Annotated in this window: 19 protein-coding genes; 9 read left to right on the forward strand and 10 right to left on the reverse strand. The window is 37.5% G+C overall.

The annotated features are described in order from the left end of the window. Positions 1-2: 2 nt before the first annotated feature. From JIV24_RS02705 to JIV24_RS02720, 4 genes are all read right to left on the reverse strand, one after another. Complete coding sequence (locus JIV24_RS02705) at positions 3-2,753, reverse strand: DUF3352 domain-containing protein (protein WP_200463466.1); 2,751 nt, start codon at positions 2,751-2,753, stop codon at positions 3-5. A gap of 99 nt (positions 2,754-2,852) precedes the next feature. Next, complete coding sequence (porZ, locus tag JIV24_RS22740; RefSeq protein WP_200463467.1) at positions 2,853-5,144, reverse strand: type IX secretion system anionic LPS delivery protein PorZ; 2,292 nt, start codon at positions 5,142-5,144, stop codon at positions 2,853-2,855. A 46-nt stretch (positions 5,145-5,190) separates the two neighbouring features. Next, on the reverse strand, positions 5,191-5,772 hold the full coding sequence (locus JIV24_RS02715; protein WP_200463468.1) for a non-canonical purine NTP diphosphatase: 582 nt from the start codon (positions 5,770-5,772) through the stop codon (positions 5,191-5,193). Between the two features lie 126 nt (positions 5,773-5,898). Next, a complete protein-coding gene (locus JIV24_RS02720) occupies positions 5,899-6,732 on the reverse strand; it encodes a universal stress protein (protein ID WP_200463469.1) in 834 nt (277 codons plus the stop codon). Between the two features lie 88 nt (positions 6,733-6,820). Between JIV24_RS02720 and JIV24_RS02725 the strand changes: the two genes are divergently transcribed. The 8 genes from JIV24_RS02725 (at position 6,821) to atpG (ending at position 14,473) form a co-directional block, all read left to right on the forward strand. Next, positions 6,821-8,641: an adenylate/guanylate cyclase domain-containing protein gene (locus tag JIV24_RS02725; RefSeq protein WP_200463470.1), complete on the forward strand. Its 1,821-nt coding sequence runs from the start codon at positions 6,821-6,823 to the stop codon at positions 8,639-8,641. Positions 8,642-8,791: 150 nt separating this feature from the next. After that, positions 8,792-9,175 carry a bactofilin family protein gene (locus tag JIV24_RS02730; RefSeq protein ID WP_200463471.1) on the forward strand — a complete coding sequence of 128 codons (384 nt, stop codon included), beginning with the start codon at positions 8,792-8,794 and terminating at the stop codon, positions 9,173-9,175. Positions 9,176-9,577: 402 nt separating this feature from the next. Then, complete coding sequence (gene atpB / locus JIV24_RS02735; RefSeq protein ID WP_234445679.1) at positions 9,578-10,651, forward strand: F0F1 ATP synthase subunit A; 1,074 nt, start codon at positions 9,578-9,580, stop codon at positions 10,649-10,651. A 26-nt stretch (positions 10,652-10,677) separates the two neighbouring features. Then, complete coding sequence (atpE, locus tag JIV24_RS02740; RefSeq protein ID WP_143301005.1) at positions 10,678-10,887, forward strand: ATP synthase F0 subunit C; 210 nt, start codon at positions 10,678-10,680, stop codon at positions 10,885-10,887. A gap of 12 nt (positions 10,888-10,899) precedes the next feature. Next, positions 10,900-11,394 (forward strand): F0F1 ATP synthase subunit B, encoded by a 495-nt coding sequence (gene atpF / locus JIV24_RS02745; protein ID WP_200463472.1) that lies wholly within the window; start codon positions 10,900-10,902, stop codon positions 11,392-11,394. Between the two features lie 49 nt (positions 11,395-11,443). Continuing rightward, the gene (gene atpH, locus JIV24_RS02750; protein WP_200463473.1) at positions 11,444-11,980 is read left to right on the forward strand and encodes an ATP synthase F1 subunit delta; all 537 of its coding nucleotides are present in this window, start codon (positions 11,444-11,446) and stop codon (positions 11,978-11,980) included. Positions 11,981-12,001: 21 nt separating this feature from the next. Further along, the gene (atpA, locus tag JIV24_RS02755; RefSeq protein WP_200463474.1) at positions 12,002-13,585 is read left to right on the forward strand and encodes a F0F1 ATP synthase subunit alpha; all 1,584 of its coding nucleotides are present in this window, start codon (positions 12,002-12,004) and stop codon (positions 13,583-13,585) included. A gap of 6 nt (positions 13,586-13,591) precedes the next feature. Continuing rightward, positions 13,592-14,473: an ATP synthase F1 subunit gamma gene (atpG, locus tag JIV24_RS02760; protein ID WP_200463475.1), complete on the forward strand. Its 882-nt coding sequence runs from the start codon at positions 13,592-13,594 to the stop codon at positions 14,471-14,473. 66 nt (positions 14,474-14,539) lie between these two features. On the opposite strand, the gene JIV24_RS02765 is transcribed toward atpG, so the two are convergent. After that, positions 14,540-15,424: an outer membrane beta-barrel protein gene (locus tag JIV24_RS02765; protein ID WP_200463476.1), complete on the reverse strand. Its 885-nt coding sequence runs from the start codon at positions 15,422-15,424 to the stop codon at positions 14,540-14,542. A gap of 292 nt (positions 15,425-15,716) precedes the next feature. Between JIV24_RS02765 and JIV24_RS02770 the strand changes: the two genes are divergently transcribed. Continuing rightward, entirely contained in the window at positions 15,717-16,031 is a 315-nt protein-coding gene (locus JIV24_RS02770; RefSeq protein ID WP_200463477.1) for a hypothetical protein, read from the forward strand. Positions 16,032-16,420: 389 nt separating this feature from the next. Here JIV24_RS02770 and JIV24_RS02775 read toward each other — a convergent pair whose 3' ends face one another. The 5 genes from JIV24_RS02775 to dnaG form a co-directional block, all read right to left on the reverse strand. Then, a complete protein-coding gene (locus tag JIV24_RS02775) occupies positions 16,421-17,344 on the reverse strand; it encodes an outer membrane beta-barrel protein (RefSeq protein ID WP_200463478.1) in 924 nt (307 codons plus the stop codon). 77 nt (positions 17,345-17,421) lie between these two features. Next, complete coding sequence (locus JIV24_RS02780; RefSeq protein WP_200463479.1) at positions 17,422-18,654, reverse strand: nucleoside recognition domain-containing protein; 1,233 nt, start codon at positions 18,652-18,654, stop codon at positions 17,422-17,424. Between the two features lie 30 nt (positions 18,655-18,684). Continuing rightward, positions 18,685-19,380, reverse strand: a complete 696-nt coding sequence (locus JIV24_RS02785) for a family 16 glycoside hydrolase (protein ID WP_200463480.1) — start codon at positions 19,378-19,380, stop codon at positions 18,685-18,687. Between the two features lie 48 nt (positions 19,381-19,428). Continuing rightward, a complete protein-coding gene (locus tag JIV24_RS02790) occupies positions 19,429-19,950 on the reverse strand; it encodes a pyridoxamine 5'-phosphate oxidase family protein (RefSeq protein ID WP_200463481.1) in 522 nt (173 codons plus the stop codon). Between the two features lie 17 nt (positions 19,951-19,967). Next, the gene (gene dnaG, locus JIV24_RS02795; protein ID WP_200463482.1) at positions 19,968-21,929 is read right to left on the reverse strand and encodes a DNA primase; all 1,962 of its coding nucleotides are present in this window, start codon (positions 21,927-21,929) and stop codon (positions 19,968-19,970) included. Positions 21,930-21,967 lie beyond the last annotated feature (38 nt).

A 21,967-nucleotide genomic window follows, 5' to 3' on the forward strand; every position in this document is an offset into this window, starting at 1 on the left:
AATTATTCTACCTGATAGTTATAAATATAATTCTCAGAACCACCAACGATTAAATTAAACCGTGAGGCTGATGATTTAAGGAAGCCAATACTAAATCGTGAATTACCTTTTAATGGGAATCCTTTATATACTTTTCCATCTTTATTCAGAAGGAAAATATCGCCTCCATTCTTTTCTGAAACTCCGAATTTTGTATTCTGGGCCGAAAACTGATACAAATCGACATCAAGATTTATTTCATCATCGAACTCTTTATCGAATACCTCTTTCATTTTACTATTGAAGCATATTATCCGGTTATTTTCTGTTATAAGATAATGCTTTTCACCATTCATTGTAAAGACTTTTAGAGCATGATCTAATTCAATATCAAAATTATCGGACTGAGTTACTGCGCCTGTTGCAAGATGTATTTTACTCAACAATCCATTATTATCACTGGTAACCAGGCAATCATTAGCATTATCTTTGTTTTCAATAAAATATGGTGAGTTCTCATTTCTAACAAATTGCTTCTTGAGCTTGACTCGAATGTTGCCTTTTCTATCACAAATGTAATTACGTTTATCATCGGCAAAAGCAATATAATCTTTCCCGTTTGAACGAAAGTGTTGCACTGGCAAAGTCACCGTTCCGTCAGTTTTACCAAACTTCCAGCCATTAATAACGTTACCTTGACCATCGTATAAGTACACACGCCTGTTTTCACAAGCGATAAATATCCGATACTTTCGATTCTTATCATAGTCGAATACAACCATTCCATTACTAGCCTTAGATGGTAGCTTAACCGGAAAGTTAGCAACATTGTTACCATTTCGATCTAAGAGGAATATTGAATTCCTTGTATTAAAAAGGTATTGTAGTTTATTATTACGATAGTAATCTACCTGTACAATCTCACCTTTAACTTTGCTGTCAAGCGGTTTTTTCCATAAAACACGACCACCATTACTCAGTAAATAAAGGTTATTAGCATCATCCTGCACAAGAACTTCTCGTTCTTTGGTATAATGATTTTTGACCAAAATTGGCTTATGGCTAACTGTTGAATCCAGCAGACTTTGCCAGATAGTTCGAGGTTCTGATTCGCGTGCTGGCAAATATTGTAAAAATCCTGTTGTATAAATCATATCACCAGTGCCACTCATCTGTACACCTAAACCATAGAAATTGCTAAGTGCTTCCTTCTGATTGTCAGTAATGTCTTTAAGGAGAGGCTCAAAAAACGAACCTAATAAGGTAGAAAGATGAGCAGTTTCACAAAACATAAATAGATTTTCTCTACTCGAAAAATTACTTAAGAAGCTTTGATGTGTTCTACTTTTACTTAAGGTTTTACTAAGCATATTACTATAAATAAACTGCTCAATAAGTACCGAGGCATCTGCCATTATAATATTATCCTCATAAAAACCTATGTATTTTTGGGGCACTTTAGGAAATAATGGCTCAAAAAAATGTGACATTAAATTATCAGGAAAGCCTTTATAAATCGAGTAACTCACTTCATTATCAGGCTGGTATTTTTTGTACACCATTGAACTACTACCTTGCTTTTGCACTTTACGCAACATTTCCAAAATCAGTTCACGACCCGTCGATTGGCTTTTTAGTTTCAACACCAACATGCCATTTGCATCAGCTTGCAAATGGTTGTAATCATAATAAGCCAATGCTAATTCGCCACTTAAAACATTAAAAAACTCGTCTTTAGGGTTAAAACCAAACTGATTATTAACGCTTTTAATTTTTCTATCAAAATCGCCACCATCCTCATTTACCTCGTGATAATGTTCTATGCGTCTTTTTAGTTCATCGCCACTTTCTAATGTTAAAGCAATGTATGACCTTGTATTTCGTGGTAGTACATCATGCATATGTGATCGTTGTGCATGTGAATTGCGCAACAATTGACTGGTTATCCCCTTATTATTGGCGCTCATAAAACCATTCATCAGAATGGATTCCTGATCGATATCAACATCAATTTCGGCCCAATAACTTTGCTCCTTTAAAGCTGTGACTTTGTTCTTACTTAACTTTGCAACCAGCGGCTTTACAACGTTTGGCAATTGACTAAAATTAACAAATACATTGAGGCGAGAACCACTCCCAATGGTTTTGTATATTTGCTTGAACTCATCATTATCGGTCCACTTCTCATCTCTTTGTTGCTGCCTGATGGATGATTCAATTAGTAAATTTGAGCTACTCAATAATAATAGTCCTTTATTAATATGACCATAAAATACATCACCTTGAAAAGTAATTTCGAAAATCGATTTCGAGTTGTATTTTCTACTAGTAACCTCGTACCCAATCTCTGGCAGATAATTGATAAAGCGCTCAATGGACAATTCCTTTTTTCGGTTGGGTATCTCAAACATTATTAGAGGGCTTACCCTTTCTTTTCCTTGAGCATGCAATGAAAAGTATAATGGTAAATCATTTAACAATTCCATCGCATTAACATCGTCATCTGTCAAAACAGAATCAAGTGATTGCAATACTTTCAAGCCATTTTCAATAAAAGAAAATTGCTTAATTTCCTTCTTAAAATCAACCGCTTCAATCAATGAATTACGAAGTTGCCCAATACTTTGGGCTTTGACAATTACTGCCAAATCGGAAGGAATTGCGGCGAGAGAATGATTATTGTCGTAGCTTTTGCCACGATTAACTAAAATACCGATGTAAACTAATAATGTACAGCTAACAAAGACGGTTACTAATACCCAGCCTCTCTTCATAATAATATATTAGATAGGTTAAAACATGTAATGTAAGGTGTTTAAACACCTTACAAAACTACTTTTGTATGGCTAATTGGGCAAAAAAAAAGGAAGTTTTTATCTAACGATTAAAATTTTTGTTACTGCAGATTGCCCTCCATCTTCCGCACTTACATATACAAGATACACACCTGTTTTAACTTTTTCTCCAACCAGGTTGGTGCCATTCCAATAAGCCTTTCCGCCAAGCGATTTGGTTTCATGTACTAACTTACCGCTTACGGTGGTGATTTTGACATTACTATTTTCAATTAATCCCGTTATGGTTATATCGCCTGCAAAGTCTTCTCGTACTGGATTTGGGTATGCATATATTTTATTGAAGCTATCATCCCCTTCTGTTGCTTTAGCTTTATAAGATACAATACCCTTGGCAGTTCCAATAAATACTTCTCCTGAAACAGGTGAGATAGCAATACTAGTGATAGTATTCGATGGCAACGGACTATTATCTACATTAAAAGACTGATAGGTCTTTAAACCATCTTCAGAAACCAGATAAATACCAGAAGCCTCGGTTCCTATCCATTTACGATTGGCTCCATCTACAGCAATGCACGAAACCCTTTCTTCTTCTAATAGATAATCGGCCAGGTTACTTCCATCATTCCGGGGTACTTTAATTCGACTGGTTACAGGATAATCTTCTGAGAAAATGGCCCAGGGACGATAATTTACTAAAACACCTTTATCTGTACCAAACCAGACATAGCCATTCTTGTCTTCTGCCATACTAAGAACCAGTTTGGTAATCACATTCCGATCTTCATCCCATAATTGGAACTGACCAGCATTTCTTGGATCATTAGTTACAAGGCCACTTTTATATTGATCATCACTATCATCGAGTAATGTACCATTGGGATTAATCACCATTATCCCATGTTTATCACCTGTACCTGACATTGGTATTGGAATCCAAACAATATCATCTTTAGTGATTAGGAACTGTCCCGTACTATGAACATCATCCGTTGTATCATAATTCATTCGATGCCATTCAGAACCAGATTTAATCACAACACCTGCATCAACCTCTGCATTGGACATCCAGATATTTCCTTTACTATCAGAAGCAATACCTCCAACTCGCACATACTTTCTTGTATCAGGATATATATCTTGCAAGCCACTATTGGTTTCATCGAAGTGTGTAATTGAGTTAACGCCTTCTATTTCATAGATACCTCCACCCCATGAACACATATAAACTGTATCATTAACACTACTTGAAGTAATTCTGATTAAATCGCGACTTGTATAGCCATTACCGGGTGTAGTACTCTTGTAGCTATCCCATGATTCATTATTAAAATAAGAATATTCAATAGGCCTATTCAAATTATTATAAATAGCAGTTAATCCCCCAGCTGTTGAATAAACGCCTGTGCTAGTGGCATGCAAATCGAAACAATTATTTGAATAGGGCCCATTAGCCAGATAATGAACATCCTCATCATTAGAACTCATTACTATTCCATAATTAGAATCTGCAATAAAATAAGCCTCTTCAAAACTTGAATATATAACTGACTGTGCCACTACATTATCATCAAATGTATAATCGTCAATAGAATGTGCGAGATTGAAATTCTCATTATAAACCTCCACTCTTGTTAGTAATGAAAGTACCATTTTACCTGCATACACACTTAAGCTGCTAAATCTGTTTGAGGTTTTAATATTTGACCATTGACCATTGGCCAGGTATGAACATTGATAATTATTATTGATTTTTGAGACACTTACAATACTTCCTTCGTGCAAGTTAACAGCAAAATGAGGAACTGATGAAGTAGAAATTAAGTTCCACCCCTCATCATACACGATTAAAGGGTCAGATAAATCAGCTTTAAGAAGCCCCCTGTCAGTTGCGGCATATAAATCACCACTATCAATAACTGTTTGATAAATCGCCAAACTCTCAGCATTATAACCTAGAAAATAGGTATCACTAATCTCTCTCTTATTAACATCAATTACAAGTAGTGCATAATCAGTACTACAATATACCTTGTCATTATACGAATAAAAATGGTTAATCTGCTTGGCTCCTTGAATTTGCTTTAGTTTAAAGTCGGGAATATTATAGACCAAATCCGTTGAAACAACATCAATATTTCCGTTAGCATATCCAATGATAAACCTATCGTCACTTATGGATTGGAGGGCAGTAATGTCAACATCGCTTAAACCATTAACTTTACTAAAAGTACGTATATCCTGATTTAACTTATTTAAAAGCATAAGTCCCATCTCACTCGAAACAGCAACGTAAGTCTCGGTCTCAGCTACATGCGATGCATTGCGATACGAAAAATGATCGCTCCATTTTGAGCTTTGAGCCACAGACAGCAAATTTGATAGCAGCGTAACTATTAAAATTAAACACCCTTTATTCATAATTCTTTCTTAAAAACTCAATCAATTTAACAATTGCCCTACCTCTATGACTGATGTTGTTCTTCGTCACCATATCCATTTCGGCGAATGAAACATCATAACCATCTGGTTTAAAAATTGGATCGTAGCCAAAGCCTTTCTTCCCTGAGCGTTGATGCAAAATATGACCATTTACATATCCTTCAAACTGAAACTCTTTTCCATTTATAATTAAGGAGATAACCGTTCTAAATCGTGCCCTGCGATTTTCTATTCCTTGGAGCTTTTGTAACACCTTGTTCATATTTGCCTGGGCATCTTTTTCAATACCTGCATATCGAGCCGAATAAACACCTGGCTCACCATTCAATGCATCAATCTCTAAACCTGTATCATCAGCAAAACAATTAAGCCCATATTTTCTGTATACGTAATCAGATTTCTGTAAAGCGTTTACTTCCAAAGTATCACCAGTCTCTGGTATTTCTTCGTGGCAATTAATATCTTCTAAACTAAGTATCTTTATCTTATCTCCCAGTAGAGTTTGAATCTCTTCCAGCTTATTAAGGTTATTTGTTGCAAAAACAAGTTCCATGGATCGCACTTTTAAGATTAAACGATTTATATACAAAAGTATTTTAATTGACTTAAAAAACATTGAAAACAAAAAAAGACGATCGCAATGATCGTCTTTTGAAATTATATTTCGAAGTAATTGAAATCAACCAAAACCTCCGTAACCATATTTCATTAGGTCAGTACGAGGATTAATCACTAAAACTGGCATTTTAGCACTATTAGCAATAATATACTGCTCATATGCTCCGAGTACATAATCATGAAAAGCTATGTCGCGGGTAGTCATTACCAACACTAAGTCAGCATCAATCTTTTCCGAAAACTGTATTGTTTCTTGCGAGAATGAAGCATCACCTTCAGACAATACTAATTCATAATCTACACCTTTCTCCTCCAGGTATTTTTTAGAGAAGACTACATTTGCTTTTGTTCTGCTATCAATAATTCCTTCTTTGGTGGCAGAAGCATAGATATAAACCTTAGGCTTTGAGAACTGATACATAAATTGTATCCACTTAAGTTTCTCTTTATTTTCAGCCTTATAATCAATCGGAAAAACGATTTTTTGATAATCAGCGCGTTTAGGAGCTGATTGCACCACTAAATAAGGTACTTTAGAGCCAACTATAACTTTTAAAGCCCAGCTTCCTGTCAGCTTCTGTAATCCTTTCATACCGTGGGTACCCATCACAACAAGCATACAGTCCAACTCTTCAACCACAGAATTAATGGTTTTAAAAATTGTACCTTCTTTAACTGAAGTAGATGGTAAAGCGCCCCATTTTTCTTTAATTTCTTTCGCTTGCTTAGTTATCTTCTCCTCCAATTCCGCAATTTGCTCTTCTTTCTTTGCAATATGCAGCAAATGAATATTGGCATCTAGCTCACCCGCCACCTTAATAGCATGCTGAACAGCATTGTTTGCTACTTCGGTAAAATCATAAGGAACCAGAATTGTGTTCTTTGACGTGTCCATAAAAAGCTCTCCTGAATGTTCTTTATTAACGGAATAAATATAGTATTTTTGATTCTAATTGCAAGCAAGCGCCGATACCGATATAATTATGCCGAAACGAGCAGTCAATATAACTGAATCAACCACAATACTTATTAAAAAAAATCTTTTTGTCGCGGTTGTATACGTAGCAGCAGCAATTTTGTTTGCGAAAAATGCAAATGCACAAGTTCATTCCATTGAGATAATTGCTGAAACACCAAAGAATGAGCCTATAATTGTAGAAAACAATTTTATAAAAATTCAACAAAAATCTTTTTCTCTTCATTGGTCTAGTAACAATTCCTCATTCACAAAATATAGATATCGGTTAATTCCATACTCTCAGGAATGGAGCCAATGGTCAGAGAGGAATTCAGCTGCATTTTTTGAATTAAAAGAAGGCTCTTACCTTTTTTTACTTGAGTTACCCAATGGGCAGATAAAAGAAGCGAGCATACAAGTTGATTTGCCTATATGGAATCACACTTTGTTTTATATAGGAAGTATTGTCCTACTTAGCTTCTTAGCTTTTGCGACTATCATTTTGCTATTTCGCCAACGAATTAGAATTATCACGCAAAACATAGAAGAAGAATTCAAAAAAGCCTTTAATATCAAGCAAAAAGCCCGAGAGAAAACAACAGGTGTGAATGCCAAGACGGTTAAAGCCCAAGCGCGTATTCGTTCACGCAAATATAAAAAAGTAACAGTTTTATTTGCCGATATTCAAGGCTTTACAAAAATAGTGGAACACATCAACCCGGAAACCCTGATTGATGAACTTGATCGTTTCTTTTTCTATTTTGATGGAGTTGTAGACAAATATAACATTGAAAAAATTAAGACGATTGGTGACGCTTATATGTGTGCAGGCGGTATTCCAAGTATCAATCGTACCAATCCTGTTGAAGTTACATTGGCTGCACTTGAAATGCAAAAGTTCATGATTGACAGTAAGGTTCAGCAAAATAGCGAATTTGGCTTTTGGGAGTTAAGAATTGGACTACACACTGGCCCTGTAATTTCGGGCGAAATTGGTCGAAAAAATGTATCATTTGACATCTGGGGAGATACCGTTAATATCGCTTCACGAATGGAGAGCTCGGGTACAGCAGGCATGGTTAATATTACCGGTGTTACCTTTGAATTGATTAAGGATTTCTTCGATTGCGATTATCGAGGTAAAATGCCGATCAAGTACAAAGGTGAAACTGATATGTATTTTGTTAAGCGGATAAAAAAAGAATTATCGCAGGATGAAGATGGCATCTTCCCCAACAAAAAATTTGAGATCAAACTTCAACACATTCGTTTTGGTGATTTGGAAGAATTTATTCTCCATAAACTTGATACCGAATTAACCGAAGGCCTTTTTTATCACAATAAAGCCCACACGCAGGATGTTTTAACCCGAATTGAAATTCTTGCACGAGGCGAGAAAGTGACATCTGAAGATTTGCTAGTTCTTAAAACTGCAGCACTTTTACACGACATCGGCTTTATTGTTGAATACAAAAACCACGAAGACAATAGCATAAGCTTTGCCAAAGAGGTATTACCTCAATATCATTATCATGATTATCAGATCGACCAGGTTGTAGAATTAATTAATGTTACCCGGGTGGCCAAGAAACCACGTAATTACCTGGAAAAAATCCTTAAAGATGCTGACTTGGATTATTTAGGTCGCGCCGACTTTATTTCGATATCAGATAATCTGTTCAAGGAATTGAATTTTCATAATGGCAAAATGACCATTGAAGAATGGAATAAACTACAATTTGATTTTATTTCGGAACATACTTATTATACATCTACTGCACGACAATTAAGACAGGTAAACAAAGAACGCCAATTGCAGAAGTTAAAAGTACTCATTAAGGAATAAACTAACACGCATACTTCTCATAATGTATTACTTATCATTTCGATAAATCTTATACGCTCGAATCAAGTTTTAAATTAAACCAATCAGTTCTGCCTAAAAACTAATGAACTATTGTATATTTGCTTTATTCTTAAAACTAACATTTGGAAAATGGCTAAAAACTTCGAACCTGAAAATAAGTTACCCAACATGATTGGACCGGGCACAAAAATCAAAGGCGATATTGAAACCAATGGCGATATTAAAATTGACGGAACCATTGACGGAAATATTACCTCAAAAGGCAAGGTGTTAATTGGACAAAACGGAACAGTAACCGGCGAAGTAAAATGTACTAATTGTGATATCTACGGCACCTTTGAAGGGAAGTTAACAGTTAGTGAACTTCTTTCACTTAAAGCATCGAGTAAATTACATGGCGATGTTAAAACCAGCAAATTGTCCATCGAACCAGGTGCTATTTTTACTGGCACATGTAAAATGGATGACAAGGTTTCTCAACCTATTGCAGGTAGTGGTAATGTCAAAAAGTAATACTGCAGTTAATACTTTACAAGCATCATTCTCTTACATAATCATCAGTCTTTTATCGACTAGTATTATGTGGTTTTATCGCGAATGGCTACAAATAAATTTTGAGAAGGTAAGCTCTGGAATCGTTTTTCTAACCGGACTCTACCTTCTTTTTTATTATTTATTTGTTTTCATACAAAAAAAACACAACGGAAAAGGCGGCTTTATATTCCTGATATTAATGATGTTAAAGCTATGTTTTATTTTCGGATACCTTTTTCTTTTTCTAAATCCTACCTCCACCGAAAACAAAAGAGAAATACTATTGTTTTTAATGAACTATTTCGCGCTTTTGGTCGTAGACATGGCCATTAAGGTTCGCTTAATGAAATAAGAAAAGTAAAACAGCACTATATTCATTTGATGCAACATTTTAGAATAGCTATTGCACTTCTGGCCGTTTGGGCTTCTACTCAACTTACGTTTGCCGCCGACACACAAGGCGAAAACTCTGAAAATGAGTTTGACCCAATGGAGATGATTATGCATCATATTGCAGATTCTCATGAATGGCACGTTATTTCATACAATAGCGATGGCGAAGAAAAACACATTACACTTCCGTTACCTATTATATTAATTGATGAAGGCTTGCATATATTTATGTCTTCAGCATTTCATCATGGTGAAGAGCTCGTAGAGAAAGGGAATAAATACTACAAGTTATATCACGGTAAAATATACGAAACAGATGCAGAAGGTACCATCAATTATGGCGAGCATCATGAGGTATTGAACGACAAGCCAATTGACTTATCGATTACGCGTAATGTAGCATCCATGTGGTTAAGCATTATCATTATCATCTGGATGTTTACAGCAGCTGCCCGTAAATACAAAGGGGCTCCTTCGGCTCCCAAAGGCATTCAATCTTTTCTTGAGCCTTTGATCTTATTTGTACGCGATGATATAGCCTATGCTCAAATCGATAAGCACAAAGCCGATCGGTTTATGCCATTCTTATTAACCCTTTTCTTTTTTATCTGGGTTAACAACCTGATAGGTTTAGTGCCATTTTTCCCAGGGGGAAGTAACCTTACCGGTAACATTTCACTCACCATGGTTTTGGCAATTATCACTTTTTTAGTCACCAATTTTAGCGGGACAAAGAGTTATTGGGGCCACATATTCTGGATGCCTGGTGTGCCGGTGCCAATTCGCTTATTACTATCGGTCATTGAGTTTATCGGTTTGTTTACAAAACCATTTGCTCTAATGATTCGTTTGCTGGCTAACATTACAGCCGGACACATTATCATCCTAAGTTTATTCTCACTCATCTTTGTGATGAAATCTGTTGCCATAGCACCGGTTTCGTTACTTATGGCACTGATGATGTTTATGTTGGAATTATTAGTTGCAGTATTGCAAGCTTATATATTTACCTTATTATCAGCCTTGTTTATTGGCATGGCTGTACACGATGAAGAACATTAATAGTTAATATTTTTAAACGTAATACAATGGAAGGTTTATCATTAACCACAATCGGATTAGGCTTAATCATTATCGGAGCCGGATATGGAATTGGTCGAATTGCTCAAAGCGCAATGGAAGCGATGGGTCGTCAGCCAGAAATTAGTTCAAAAATTCAGACAGCAATGATTATTGCCGCTGCACTTATTGAAGGTGCTGCTTTATTTGCGATTGTAGTAGCTTTGATGAAAGGATAAAAGGAAGCGATTATGGGATTGTTAACGCCAGATCCCGGTTTAGTCTTTTGGTCAGCCCTTACGTTTAGCCTGCTGGTTTTCATTTTAAAGCGCTATGCCTGGAAACCAATTTTGCATGCAGTAAAATCTCGCGAAGAGACTATAGAGTATGCATTAGCAGCAGCCGAAAAAGCCAAAGCAGAGGTGGAAGATTTAAATGCTACCAAAGTTCAGATTATGAATGATGCAAAGGCTGAGCGTGACACGCTAATAAAGCAAGCTCGGGAATTAAAGCAGTCAATGCTGGATGACGCTAAAAACAAAGCGCAGAACGAAGCAGATAAAATTATTGAATCTGCACGAGTTCAAATTGAGCGCGAAAAAAATGAGGCCATCCTTCAATTGAAAGAAAAAGTAGCAGAATTTTCTGTTGACATTGCAGGTAAGTTATTGGAAGAAGAACTACAATCAACCGATAAGCAGAAAGCAATCATTGACAAATATCTGCAGGAAGTAAATTTTAATTAGTGACTATCACTATTTAAAAATAAGTTGAACACCATTCTAACAAAAGAGAATGAATAGAAGTTTGATAGCAGACAGGTATGCCAAAGCTCTTTTTAAACTTGCTGAAGAGCAAAAGGAGTTGGATCGCATTTATAACGATGTTAATCTATTACTATCCTATTGTAAGGATGCAGATGGATTTACCGACTTATTAAATAGTCCGGTTATAAAACCTGCGCAAAAAAAACAGGCTTTTCATTCGGTGTTAGATGGCAAAGTAGCGAAAAGCACTATTAATCTTTTAGATTTATTGATAGCTAATAATCGCGAAGTTCTGCTTGAAGATATCAACAGGCGTTTTATCTGGTTATATAAAAACGAGAAAGGCATCAAAGAAGTGACTGTATATACAGTCATTGAATTTGACGACAAGCAGCATGAAGTGCTCAATCAGTTTTTGAAAGACCAGTTTAAAGCACCAATTGAACTAACTGTTAAAGTTAAACCTGAACTACTAGGTGGATTCATCTTAAAAGTAGATGGAAAAATGGCGGATGCCAGTATGAGTTCAAAGTTGAAACAAATTAAAAAGCAATTGCTTAGTTAAACGTACTAAATTGATAAGCGGATGGATACGATAAAACCGGCTGAAGTATCGGATTTATTAAAAAAACAGATAGCAGGCTTCCAAACCTCAACCGACCTTGAAGAAGTAGGAACTGTTTTGCAGGTGGGTGATGGTATTGCCCGTGTTTTTGGACTCGCGAATGTAAAAGCCAACGAATTAGTTGAGTTGGACTCGTGCATGGGCGTTGTGCTTAACCTTGAACAAGATAACGTTGGGGTGGTATTATTTGGCTCATCACAAGCCGTTAAGGAAGGCGATTTAGTTAAACGTACCGGGCGTATTGCTTCAATTGATGTTGGCGAAGGCATGGTAGGCCGTGTTATTAATGCACTTGGCGAGCCCATCGATGGTAAAGGCCCAATTCAGGGTGAGACCTATGAAATGCCACTGGAGCGTAAAGCACCACAGGTAATTTATCGTCAGCCAGTACAAGAGCCATTGCAAACAGGCTTGTTATCAGTCGATGCCATGACACCCATTGGTCGTGGACAGCGAGAGTTGATTATTGGCGACCGTCAAACTGGTAAAACAGCCATTGCCATAGATACCATCATTAACCAACGCTCATTTTACGATGATGGCGAACCGGTATACTGTATCTATGTAGCTGTTGGACAAAAAGGAAGTACAGTAGCTCAAATTGTTAATACACTTGAGAAGCATGGAGCAATGGAATACACAACAGTTGTTTCCGCACCTGCTGCTGACCCATCAGCAATGCAATTTTATGCTCCATTTTCAGGAACAGCTATTGGCGAATTCTTCCGCGACACGGGGCGTTCGGCATTAATCATATATGATGATTTATCAAAGCAGGCCGTCTCATATCGCGAGGTGAGTTTATTGTTACGCCGTCCGCCAGGGCGTGAAGCTTATCCGGGTGATGTGTTTTATTTACATAGCCGCCTATTAGAGCGTGCAGCAAAAATCATTGAATCAGATGAAATTGCTGCCCAGATGAATGATTTGCCGGAATCGCTTCGTCCACATGTAAAAGGTGGTGGTTCGTTAACAGCGCTGCCGATTATTGAAACGCAGGCAGGTGATGTATCAGCCTATATTCCTACCAATGTGATTTCTATTACTGACGGACAGATATTCCTGGAGAGTGACCTATTCAACTCAGGTGTTCGTCCGGCCATTAACGTGGGTATTTCGGTATCACGTGTGGGAGGTAGTGCTCAGATTAAACCAATGAAAAAGGTAGCTGGTACTTTAAAGCTCGACCAGGCACAATATCGCGAACTGGAAGCTTTCGCCAAGTTTGGATCTGACCTTGACCCGGCAACCATGCTGGTACTCGACAAAGGACGTAAGAACGTGGAGCTACTGAAGCAGCCACAGTATCAGCCGGTAAAAGTAGAAGAACAAGTCGCTTTAATTTATTGTGGCACCAAAGGTTTATTAAAAGATGTGCCGGCCGACAAGGTTAAAGAATGGCAGAAAGAATATATTGAAAGCCTTCAGGTGAGTCATCCCGATTTATTACAAGCCCTTAAAAAAGGTACTTATAACGATGAAATTACTGGCAAGCTTGATGCTATTGCCAATGATGTTGCACACAAATATCTAACCGAAGAATAGTAGTTTATGCCAAATTTAAAGGACATACGTATTCGCATTAACTCGGTTAAAACCACCCGTCAGGTTACCAGTGCCATGAAAATGGTATCGGCTGCCAAGTTTAAAAAGGCACAGGACGATATTTCATACATTCGCCCCTATGTTGATCGTTTGGCAGGCATCCTGTATAAATTATCAAGTGCTTTAGAAGAAGGATTTGAGTTAGAGTGGTCCGAAGTACGTGAGCCTAATAAGGTGTTGATTGTTCCGATTTCATCGAACAGAGGATTGTGTGGTGCCTTTAATGCCAATGTGATAAAAGAAACTGAGCGACTTTGCAAAGTTGACTTTAAATTACAGAATGCTTTAGGAAACGTTGACATATTTACGATTGGTAAACAAGCACAGAAGTTACTAAAGTCACATGGATATAACGTGGTAAAGGACTTTAACGACTTGTATTCAGAAGTTACGTTTGATAATGTTGTTGGCATTGCCCATGAAATTATGGAGGCTTTCCGTACAAAAAAATACGATAAGGTAGTATTGGTATATAATGAATATAAAAATGCTGCGGTACAGATTATGCGTTCAGAGCAGTTTTTGCCAATGGAATTACCAAGCGCAGAAGAAACAGGCGTAATGGCTGCTGATTACATTATTGAACCAGATGTACCAACCTTTATCAAAACGGTAATACCAGACGCTTTAAAAACGATGTTTTACCGTGTTATATTAGAGTCCCTGGCCTCGGAACACGGTGCACGTATGACATCAATGCACAAGGCCACTGACAATGCCACGGAGATGCTCAGCGAATTACAATTACAATACAACAAAGCCCGACAAGGAGCTATTACAACTGAAATATTGGAAATTGTAGGTGGAGCTGAAGCTTTGCAGAAATAGAACTTTGAGAAGAATATAAAACAGTTAAGATAAAAGAAAGCCACCGAAAGGTGGCTTTTGTTTTGCTTATAGTTTTATCCCTATACCAACCGTTAACTCTCCACTGAAATTTTTTGCATTGGAGTTAAGACCATAATAATTACCTGAACGAACCATGGTTCCCCTTGCCAATAATAACTCATCATATTCATTGTCATTTACCCCATCAATGCCTTTTAAACCAATACTGAATAACAAGTCGGCATTAATGAAAAGCTTCTTGGATAATGGGTAAATATAACCCGTTCCCAGTACAAGACCAAAGTCAAACATGCGGGTGAGTTCATCTTCAAAATCAAAATGATTCGCATTAAATTCTTCTATATAATAACCAACTAAACGGGGTTCTTCATGCTCCTCTGCAATATTCCAGCGATTAAACTTTTCAACAATTGAAATATCAACTCTCGATTCAAACATACAGGCCATATAAACACCTCCCTGTACATAAAAAGTATAAGATGCATTGAGATATTTACGAAGAGATAGTGGCAACGTGATATAATGGTTAGAGATATCAAATAAATAGTCTTCTTGTAAATCCCATATATATTGTTCGTTCCCTCCAGAATCATTAAATCGATAATTCATCTCGAGCCCTTTGCCTTCATAATTAACTGATGCAGAAAATGACATACCGGGTTTCAAGTAATATTCAAAACCAATCCCGCCTACAAAACTAAACTTCATATCACTCAAGAAATTGGTTTCATAGTTTAACTCAGAACCCTCATAAAATGGATAATGTCTATAATTATCGTATCTCAAAATTTTATGGGGAGCCTCTGCATTTATTAAATTATTAGCTCCAACACCAATATGGGCATTAATGATTTTTAGCTTTTTAGATTCCTGTGCCTGAATTAAGCAAAACAGGGCTGAGAAGAGTGCAATTAAAATGAGTCCTTTCATAAAAAAATCAAAATTAACAATTCATGTTTAAGCTCCAAATTTTCTAGACCAAAGCATATGAGAAGTGTAAATATCCAAAGCAACTCAAAAACAACAATGCACTACATACTAGCCAATTGCAACTGAGACCTGATTATACAATCCTTTAATCATCTATAATTAAACGCTTATCATATTAAATACATCATTCATCAACTAACGGATCTGAACATGACGTTGTTTTAGTTTACTTCAATATTAATAACGCAAGCCGAGACATAATTAACTTAAACAAAAACTAAAAACGAAGACTATGATTAACGAATCCAAAAAGAGAGACTTTGTTACTCAAATGATTGAATTACTAACAGAGGAAAAAGACACCTTAGCAACAAAAGGCTATACAGCTGATAATAAAATAAGTGAGTTAAGCGATAACAAAACAGCATGCGACCAGGCCGAATTACAGCAACAAAAAGCACAAGCTGCTGCAAAAGATGCCACTAAACTGTCCAATGAGAAACTGAATATTGCCTATAAAGCAGCTTCTGATGCCGCCGACCTGATTTCGGGCATGTTAGGCAAAGACAGTGAAATTGTAAAAAAGATGCGGAAATTCCGCAATTAATCATCTAAAGGCACTGAGTCTCGGCAGTGCTTTTTTTAATATTAATACAATACAAATCCTTTGCGGTACCTCTGACGAACAATTATTCCACTTAGCCGCAGGCTTCGGCTCCTCCGAATAGCTTTGCGGCAGTAGTGCCGAATCATTATTCCATAGTGCCGCGACATGCGGCGACATAGAATATAGCCACGGCAACAAAGAATGATAACAATTCAATAGAGCCGCAGACCTATTCCATTAAGCCGAAAAGCTCGGCAACGTCGCCAGACGATTCGACGATGCAGAATAAGCTTGCGGCAACACGGAATGATAAACATTCAATACTTATTATACAATTAAAAGAGTAGCCTATGCAGGGTTTGCAGAGTTCAATTATCTTGCTGTTGTGACTACAGTCGTAATCCGACACCAACAGTTAACACTCCACTAAAATTCTTCGCATTGGAGTTAAGCCCATAATAATTTTCTGATTGGATTACAGTGTTATATCCTGATGAAGCTGGCAGTGATGTCTCAGAATACTCATTGTCGTTTACCCCATCAATATCTTTCAAACCAATGCTGAATAACAGGTCGGCATAGATGTATAACTTGTCTGATAAAGGGTAAGTATAACCAGTACCCAATACAATACCAAGGTCAAATGTACTTGTTAAATCATCTTCAAAGTCATTTTCATAAGCCCTTATATTAGATCCACTATTTCCCCCTACCTCTGTTTCATCGATAAGCTCCAATTGGTCGGAGTCGAACTTATAACTACTTACATACAAACGATCAATACTAAAATCAATCGAAGACTGTATTAAATAAGCCATGTATGCACCTCCTTGCAGATAAAAAGTATTAGAAGCATTGAGATACTTTCGCATAATTAGTGGCAATGTGATGTAATGGTTTGAAATATCAAATACATAATTCTCCTGCGAAGCCCATACATAATCGGTATCTCCTCCGGAATCTTTATGTCGATAATCTATATCAAGCCCTTTGCCTTCATAATTAAGGGATGCTGACAGGGATAAATCGGGCTTGATAAAATATTCAAAACCAATACCTCCAACAAAATTATACTTCATATCCTTAAAGAAGTTGGTTTCATAATTAAATTCTGAATTACTCTCTCCAAATTGCAAATAATACACATCACTGATACTAATAATTTTATGCGGTGCTTCGGCATTAATTAGATTACTGGCGCCAATACCAATATGAGCATTTATGATCTTAAGCCGTTTGTTATCTTCCTGCGCCATAGATATGGCAGAAAAAGAGAGAAGGAATAGAAGAGTATAATACTTGATAGTATTCATAATTAGTTGAGATTAACTTAGATGCTAAACTATAGAATATATCCAAACTATCAAACAGTTATTCTTTTGGGTGTCAGCTACCCAAAAAACAAATAAGCCAATAAAATAGACGCAATAATCCCGGCAAAGTCAGCTATTAATCCGCACGATAAGGCATGACGGGTTTTCTTAATGCCTACTGAACCAAAATACACGGCCAAAACGTAAAACGTAGTATCTGTTGAGCCTTGAATGGTACTGGCTGCCCGACCTGCAAATGAGTCTACTCCAAAAACACTGATGGTTTCAATCATTACTGCTCTTGCACCTCCGCCAGTTAAAGGTTTCATAAAGGCTGTTGGCAAGGCATCAACAAAACGCGTATCAACGCCAATAAATACACAGAAGGCTCTAACACCTTCGAGTAAAAAATCCAATGTACCAGATGCTCTAAAAACTGCAACTGCTACCAGAATGCCGACCAAGAATGGAATGATTTTAATAGCGATATTAAAACCTTCTTTGGCACCATCAATAAAGGTATCATAAACATTTACTTTTTTTCGAATCGCCATTAGAATGAATGTAATGATAATCGAAAATAAAAGCACGTTAGCCACTAGTAAGGAAACAATGTTTACTTCCTCTTTTGATAATGTGGATAGATAATAGATAAATCCACCAATAAATGCTGTAAAGCCTCCCAAGTATGCTAAAATGACTTTATCAAGGAGGTTTATTCGTTGAACAATAGAGACAGTTACAATTCCAACCAAGGTGCTAAAAAAGGTTGCTAAAAGTATTGGCAGAAAGATGTCAGAAGGATTGGAAGCACCCTCAGTTGCACGAATGGCCATTACGCTTATGGGGATGACCGTGAGGCCGCTGGTATTAAGCACCAGAAACATGATTTGTGCATTGGACGCCGTATCGCTACTCTTATTGGTACTTTGCAGTTCTTGCATAGCTTTTAAACCAACTGGCGTTGCTGCATTATCGAGCCCGAGCATATTGGCTGCAATGTTCATCATCATACTGCCATAAGCCGGATGATTCTTTGGTAACTCGGGAAATAATCGACTAAAGAAAGGGCCAATGAGGCGAGACATCACGTTTATCATGCCGCCTTTTTCACCAATGCGCATCAAACCCATCCATAAAGTTAAGGCACCGGTGAGCCCAAGGGAGATATTAAACCCTGTTTTAGCACTATCAAATGTGGCGTTCATCATCTGCGGAAATACATCTACATCGCCAAAGAAGATAAGTCGAACAAGTCCGACTACAAAAGCGATTAAAAAGAAGGCAATCCACAGATAATTTAAAGCCATAATTTATCGTTTGAGGTAATTGGTCATTGCTTAAAAAAATGTTTTGGTGTTTTGCTCAAAAGCAGGTGCACTCACTTTTAAGTTATCAATTTTAATGGCACTGTTAGATGAACCAAAACCAATATGTCCGGCATCAAATGCCTCATCCTTACACTGAAGTACGAGTTTATCGTTAAAGTACACCTTCACACTGTTATCGCTAGAAGTGCGTTCTAAACGTATATGTTGCCATTCTTTCATTTGCCAGATAACGCCTTTTGCGTTTATGTCTCCGGCACGCTTTGGCTTATCGCCTTTGACCATAAATATGTTATGACTTTTTTTATCGGCTTTGCTGGCCACTTGCGCATAACAATAGTTTTCGGTGTCTTTAATGCCAAAAAAGATACAAAAGTCAAGCAAGCTGAAGTCCTTACCATTTTGCACAACATCCATCTCCACCACAAAGTCGCTCAACTCAAAATCTTTTAAAACAGCCACTACAGAAGGTCCATCGTGTGCTCCTTTGTAACTGCCAGAACCCAGGCACTTCAATGATTTACCCGGCTTACCATTCTTACTTATCAACCATTTAGACACATCTGAAAAGTCAAAATCATTGGTTGACTTCTCTTTACTGAAACTCTGTGAATAGACTACTTTGTAATCCTTAAACGCATCGCTTTGAGCGTTAGAAATTAATGATATAGAAAAAACAATTAGTAGAAGAAAGTGTGTGATTCTCATTCTGTAAATCGTTTAGGTTTTAATAATCAATTACTAATATAAAAAAGTTTATTTACCCGGATGCTTTTTAAGCTCTTCCAAATTATGTTTTAACTTATACTCATCATGTGGAGCGCCAAACTCTTTACAGGTCACTTCATCCATAGATACCTTCCACATTTTTACATTCTTAACAGCCGGATCGCTATACTCAAATTTCTTCTCACTATAGGTCTGCATCAATATATCTAAAGCTTCACGCTTTTCATCCATGTCTTCAATCCACTGCACTTTACCCATTGCCACCACACTTTTGGAAGTCATGCGATAACTGCATGCTACCTCGGGATGCTGAAATACCAGATCATTATCAATTGAGAAGGTAATACAGATATTCGGATTATTGTCGACGATATCAATCAAACGCCCTTCGGGTGCCGAATGCAGATAGATGACACCATCTTTATAGCCATAATTCATTGGTAACACATAGGGCTTATTATCGGGATCAACCACGCCAACAAAACAAATATTGGCTTTTAATATAATGGCTTCAATAACTTCTTTATCGGTATGATTAAGTGTTTGCATAATATATAGTTTGCGTTTTATACAATTGTTCGTCCGCCCAGTTCTTTAGAAATGTGTGCCAATACCTGTTGCCAGGTTGTTAGCTCCTGCATTAGTTCCATTAAGCCATCGGCATTTCCAGAGGCTTCCATTTGCTGCAGTTGTTGGCGCTTCTCTTTAAGAACCGTTTTTACTTTTTTCCATTTGAGCTCCATCACAATCTTTGGAACCAGATCGGGTAATTTCTCTTCGGCATGAGTAACCACACCGAACTTTTCATGAATCTTACTTAAATCGTGCTCTTTACCTATTAAATCAGATGCCAGCTTGCTTAGTTCAGGATCTGAGTTATTCACAAAAAACTTAAGGGCAGTAGCATCAGAAGTTCCAATGGCGGCATCGTAGGCCTCCATCATTTTGTTGTAAGCCGGATTATTACTCATCAGATCATCTTGCTTGAGCTCATGCAAAATATATTGTCCAACTGAAACCTTATCTTCTTCATCGGGATTTACCGGACGCTCACCAAACTTTACCAAAAAGCGTAATATCTCACGTTCTTCCAGTTCAAAGGGATTAACAGTTACATTGGGTGCTTGTTGCGTACCAGGCCCAGATGATGGCTGATTAAATATTTCTGGTGGCGGCTCGTTTGATGGCCTTGGCGCACTTCGCCTGAAATCCTCTTCCTGCTTCTTCTTTTGCAGCTTACCGGTTTCCTGCATCAACACCCGTTCATCAACTTTCAGCAGCGTACTACATTCTTTCACATATACCGAACGCGTGATAGTATCTGGTATAATCGAAATACTGCGTACAATATCCTGAATCAGTTGTGCTTTTTTGATTGGATCGTTCTGAGCATCGGCCAGCAACAGCGAAGTTTTAAACTTGATAAAATCCTGCTGATGCTCCTCAATGTATTTTATTAGCTGCTCTTCATTACGTTCTTTGGCAAAAGTATCCGGGTCTTCACCATCGGGCAGAAGCAAAACTTTCACATTCATGCCCTCGGCCAAAACAAGGTCGATACCTCGCAGTGATGCTTTTAATCCGGCTGGGTCACCGTCGTAAATAATCGTGATGTTCTTAGTAAAACGGGCAATCAATCGTATTTGATCTGATGTTAAGGCCGTTCCTGATGATGCCACCACATTACTTATACCCGCCTGATGAAAAGATAATACATCGGTATAACCTTCTACCAGATAGCAGCGATCTTTACGGGTTATCTCCTGCTTAGCATGGTAAATTCCATATAGCACCCTGCTTTTGTGGTAAATCTCTGACTCGGGTGAGTTCAGGTATTTAGCGGTCTTCTTATCATTTTTAAGTATACGACCACCAAAGGCAATAACCTTACCGGCTAAACTATGAATGGGAAACATGACCCGACCGCGAAATCGATCGGCCTGGTAATTATCGCGAACGATAGTCAACCCGGTTTTCTCGAGATACTCCAGTTTATAACTTTGCTTCAGTGCCTCTTTGGTTAAAGCATCTCGCTGCTCGGGCGAATAACCTAACTGAAACTTCTCAATAATATCATCGCGAAAACCACGGCTTCTAAAGTAGCTAAGCCCAACTGACTTGCCTTCATCCGTTTCTGTTAAGTTCTTACTAAAAAACTGACCGGCATACTCGCTGGTCACCATCATACTTTCACGTTCGTTCTTCTGCTTTAGCTGTTCAGGCGAATACTCTTCTTCCTCAATGTGTATATTGAACTTATTACCTAAATGCTTGATGGCATCCACAAAGGAAAGTTGATCGTGCTTCATTACAAAGTTGAGCGCGTTGCCCCCTTCTCCACATCCAAAACACTTAAAAATTCCTTTGTGCGGCGAAACGGTAAAAGATGGCGTTTTCTCGTTGTGAAACGGACAGTTACCGAGGTAATTTATTCCCCTACGACGCAAGGTTACATAATCAGACACAACTTCAATAATCTGACTATTGGCTGTTTCCAGCACTTTATCTACGGTAACCTGTTCTATCATCTATAAGGAATAATTTGTCGTTTTTAAGCAGTTTACAA

This window comes from Carboxylicivirga marina (assembly GCF_016612505.1).
Taxonomy (GTDB): domain Bacteria; phylum Bacteroidota; class Bacteroidia; order Bacteroidales; family Marinilabiliaceae; genus Carboxylicivirga; species Carboxylicivirga marina.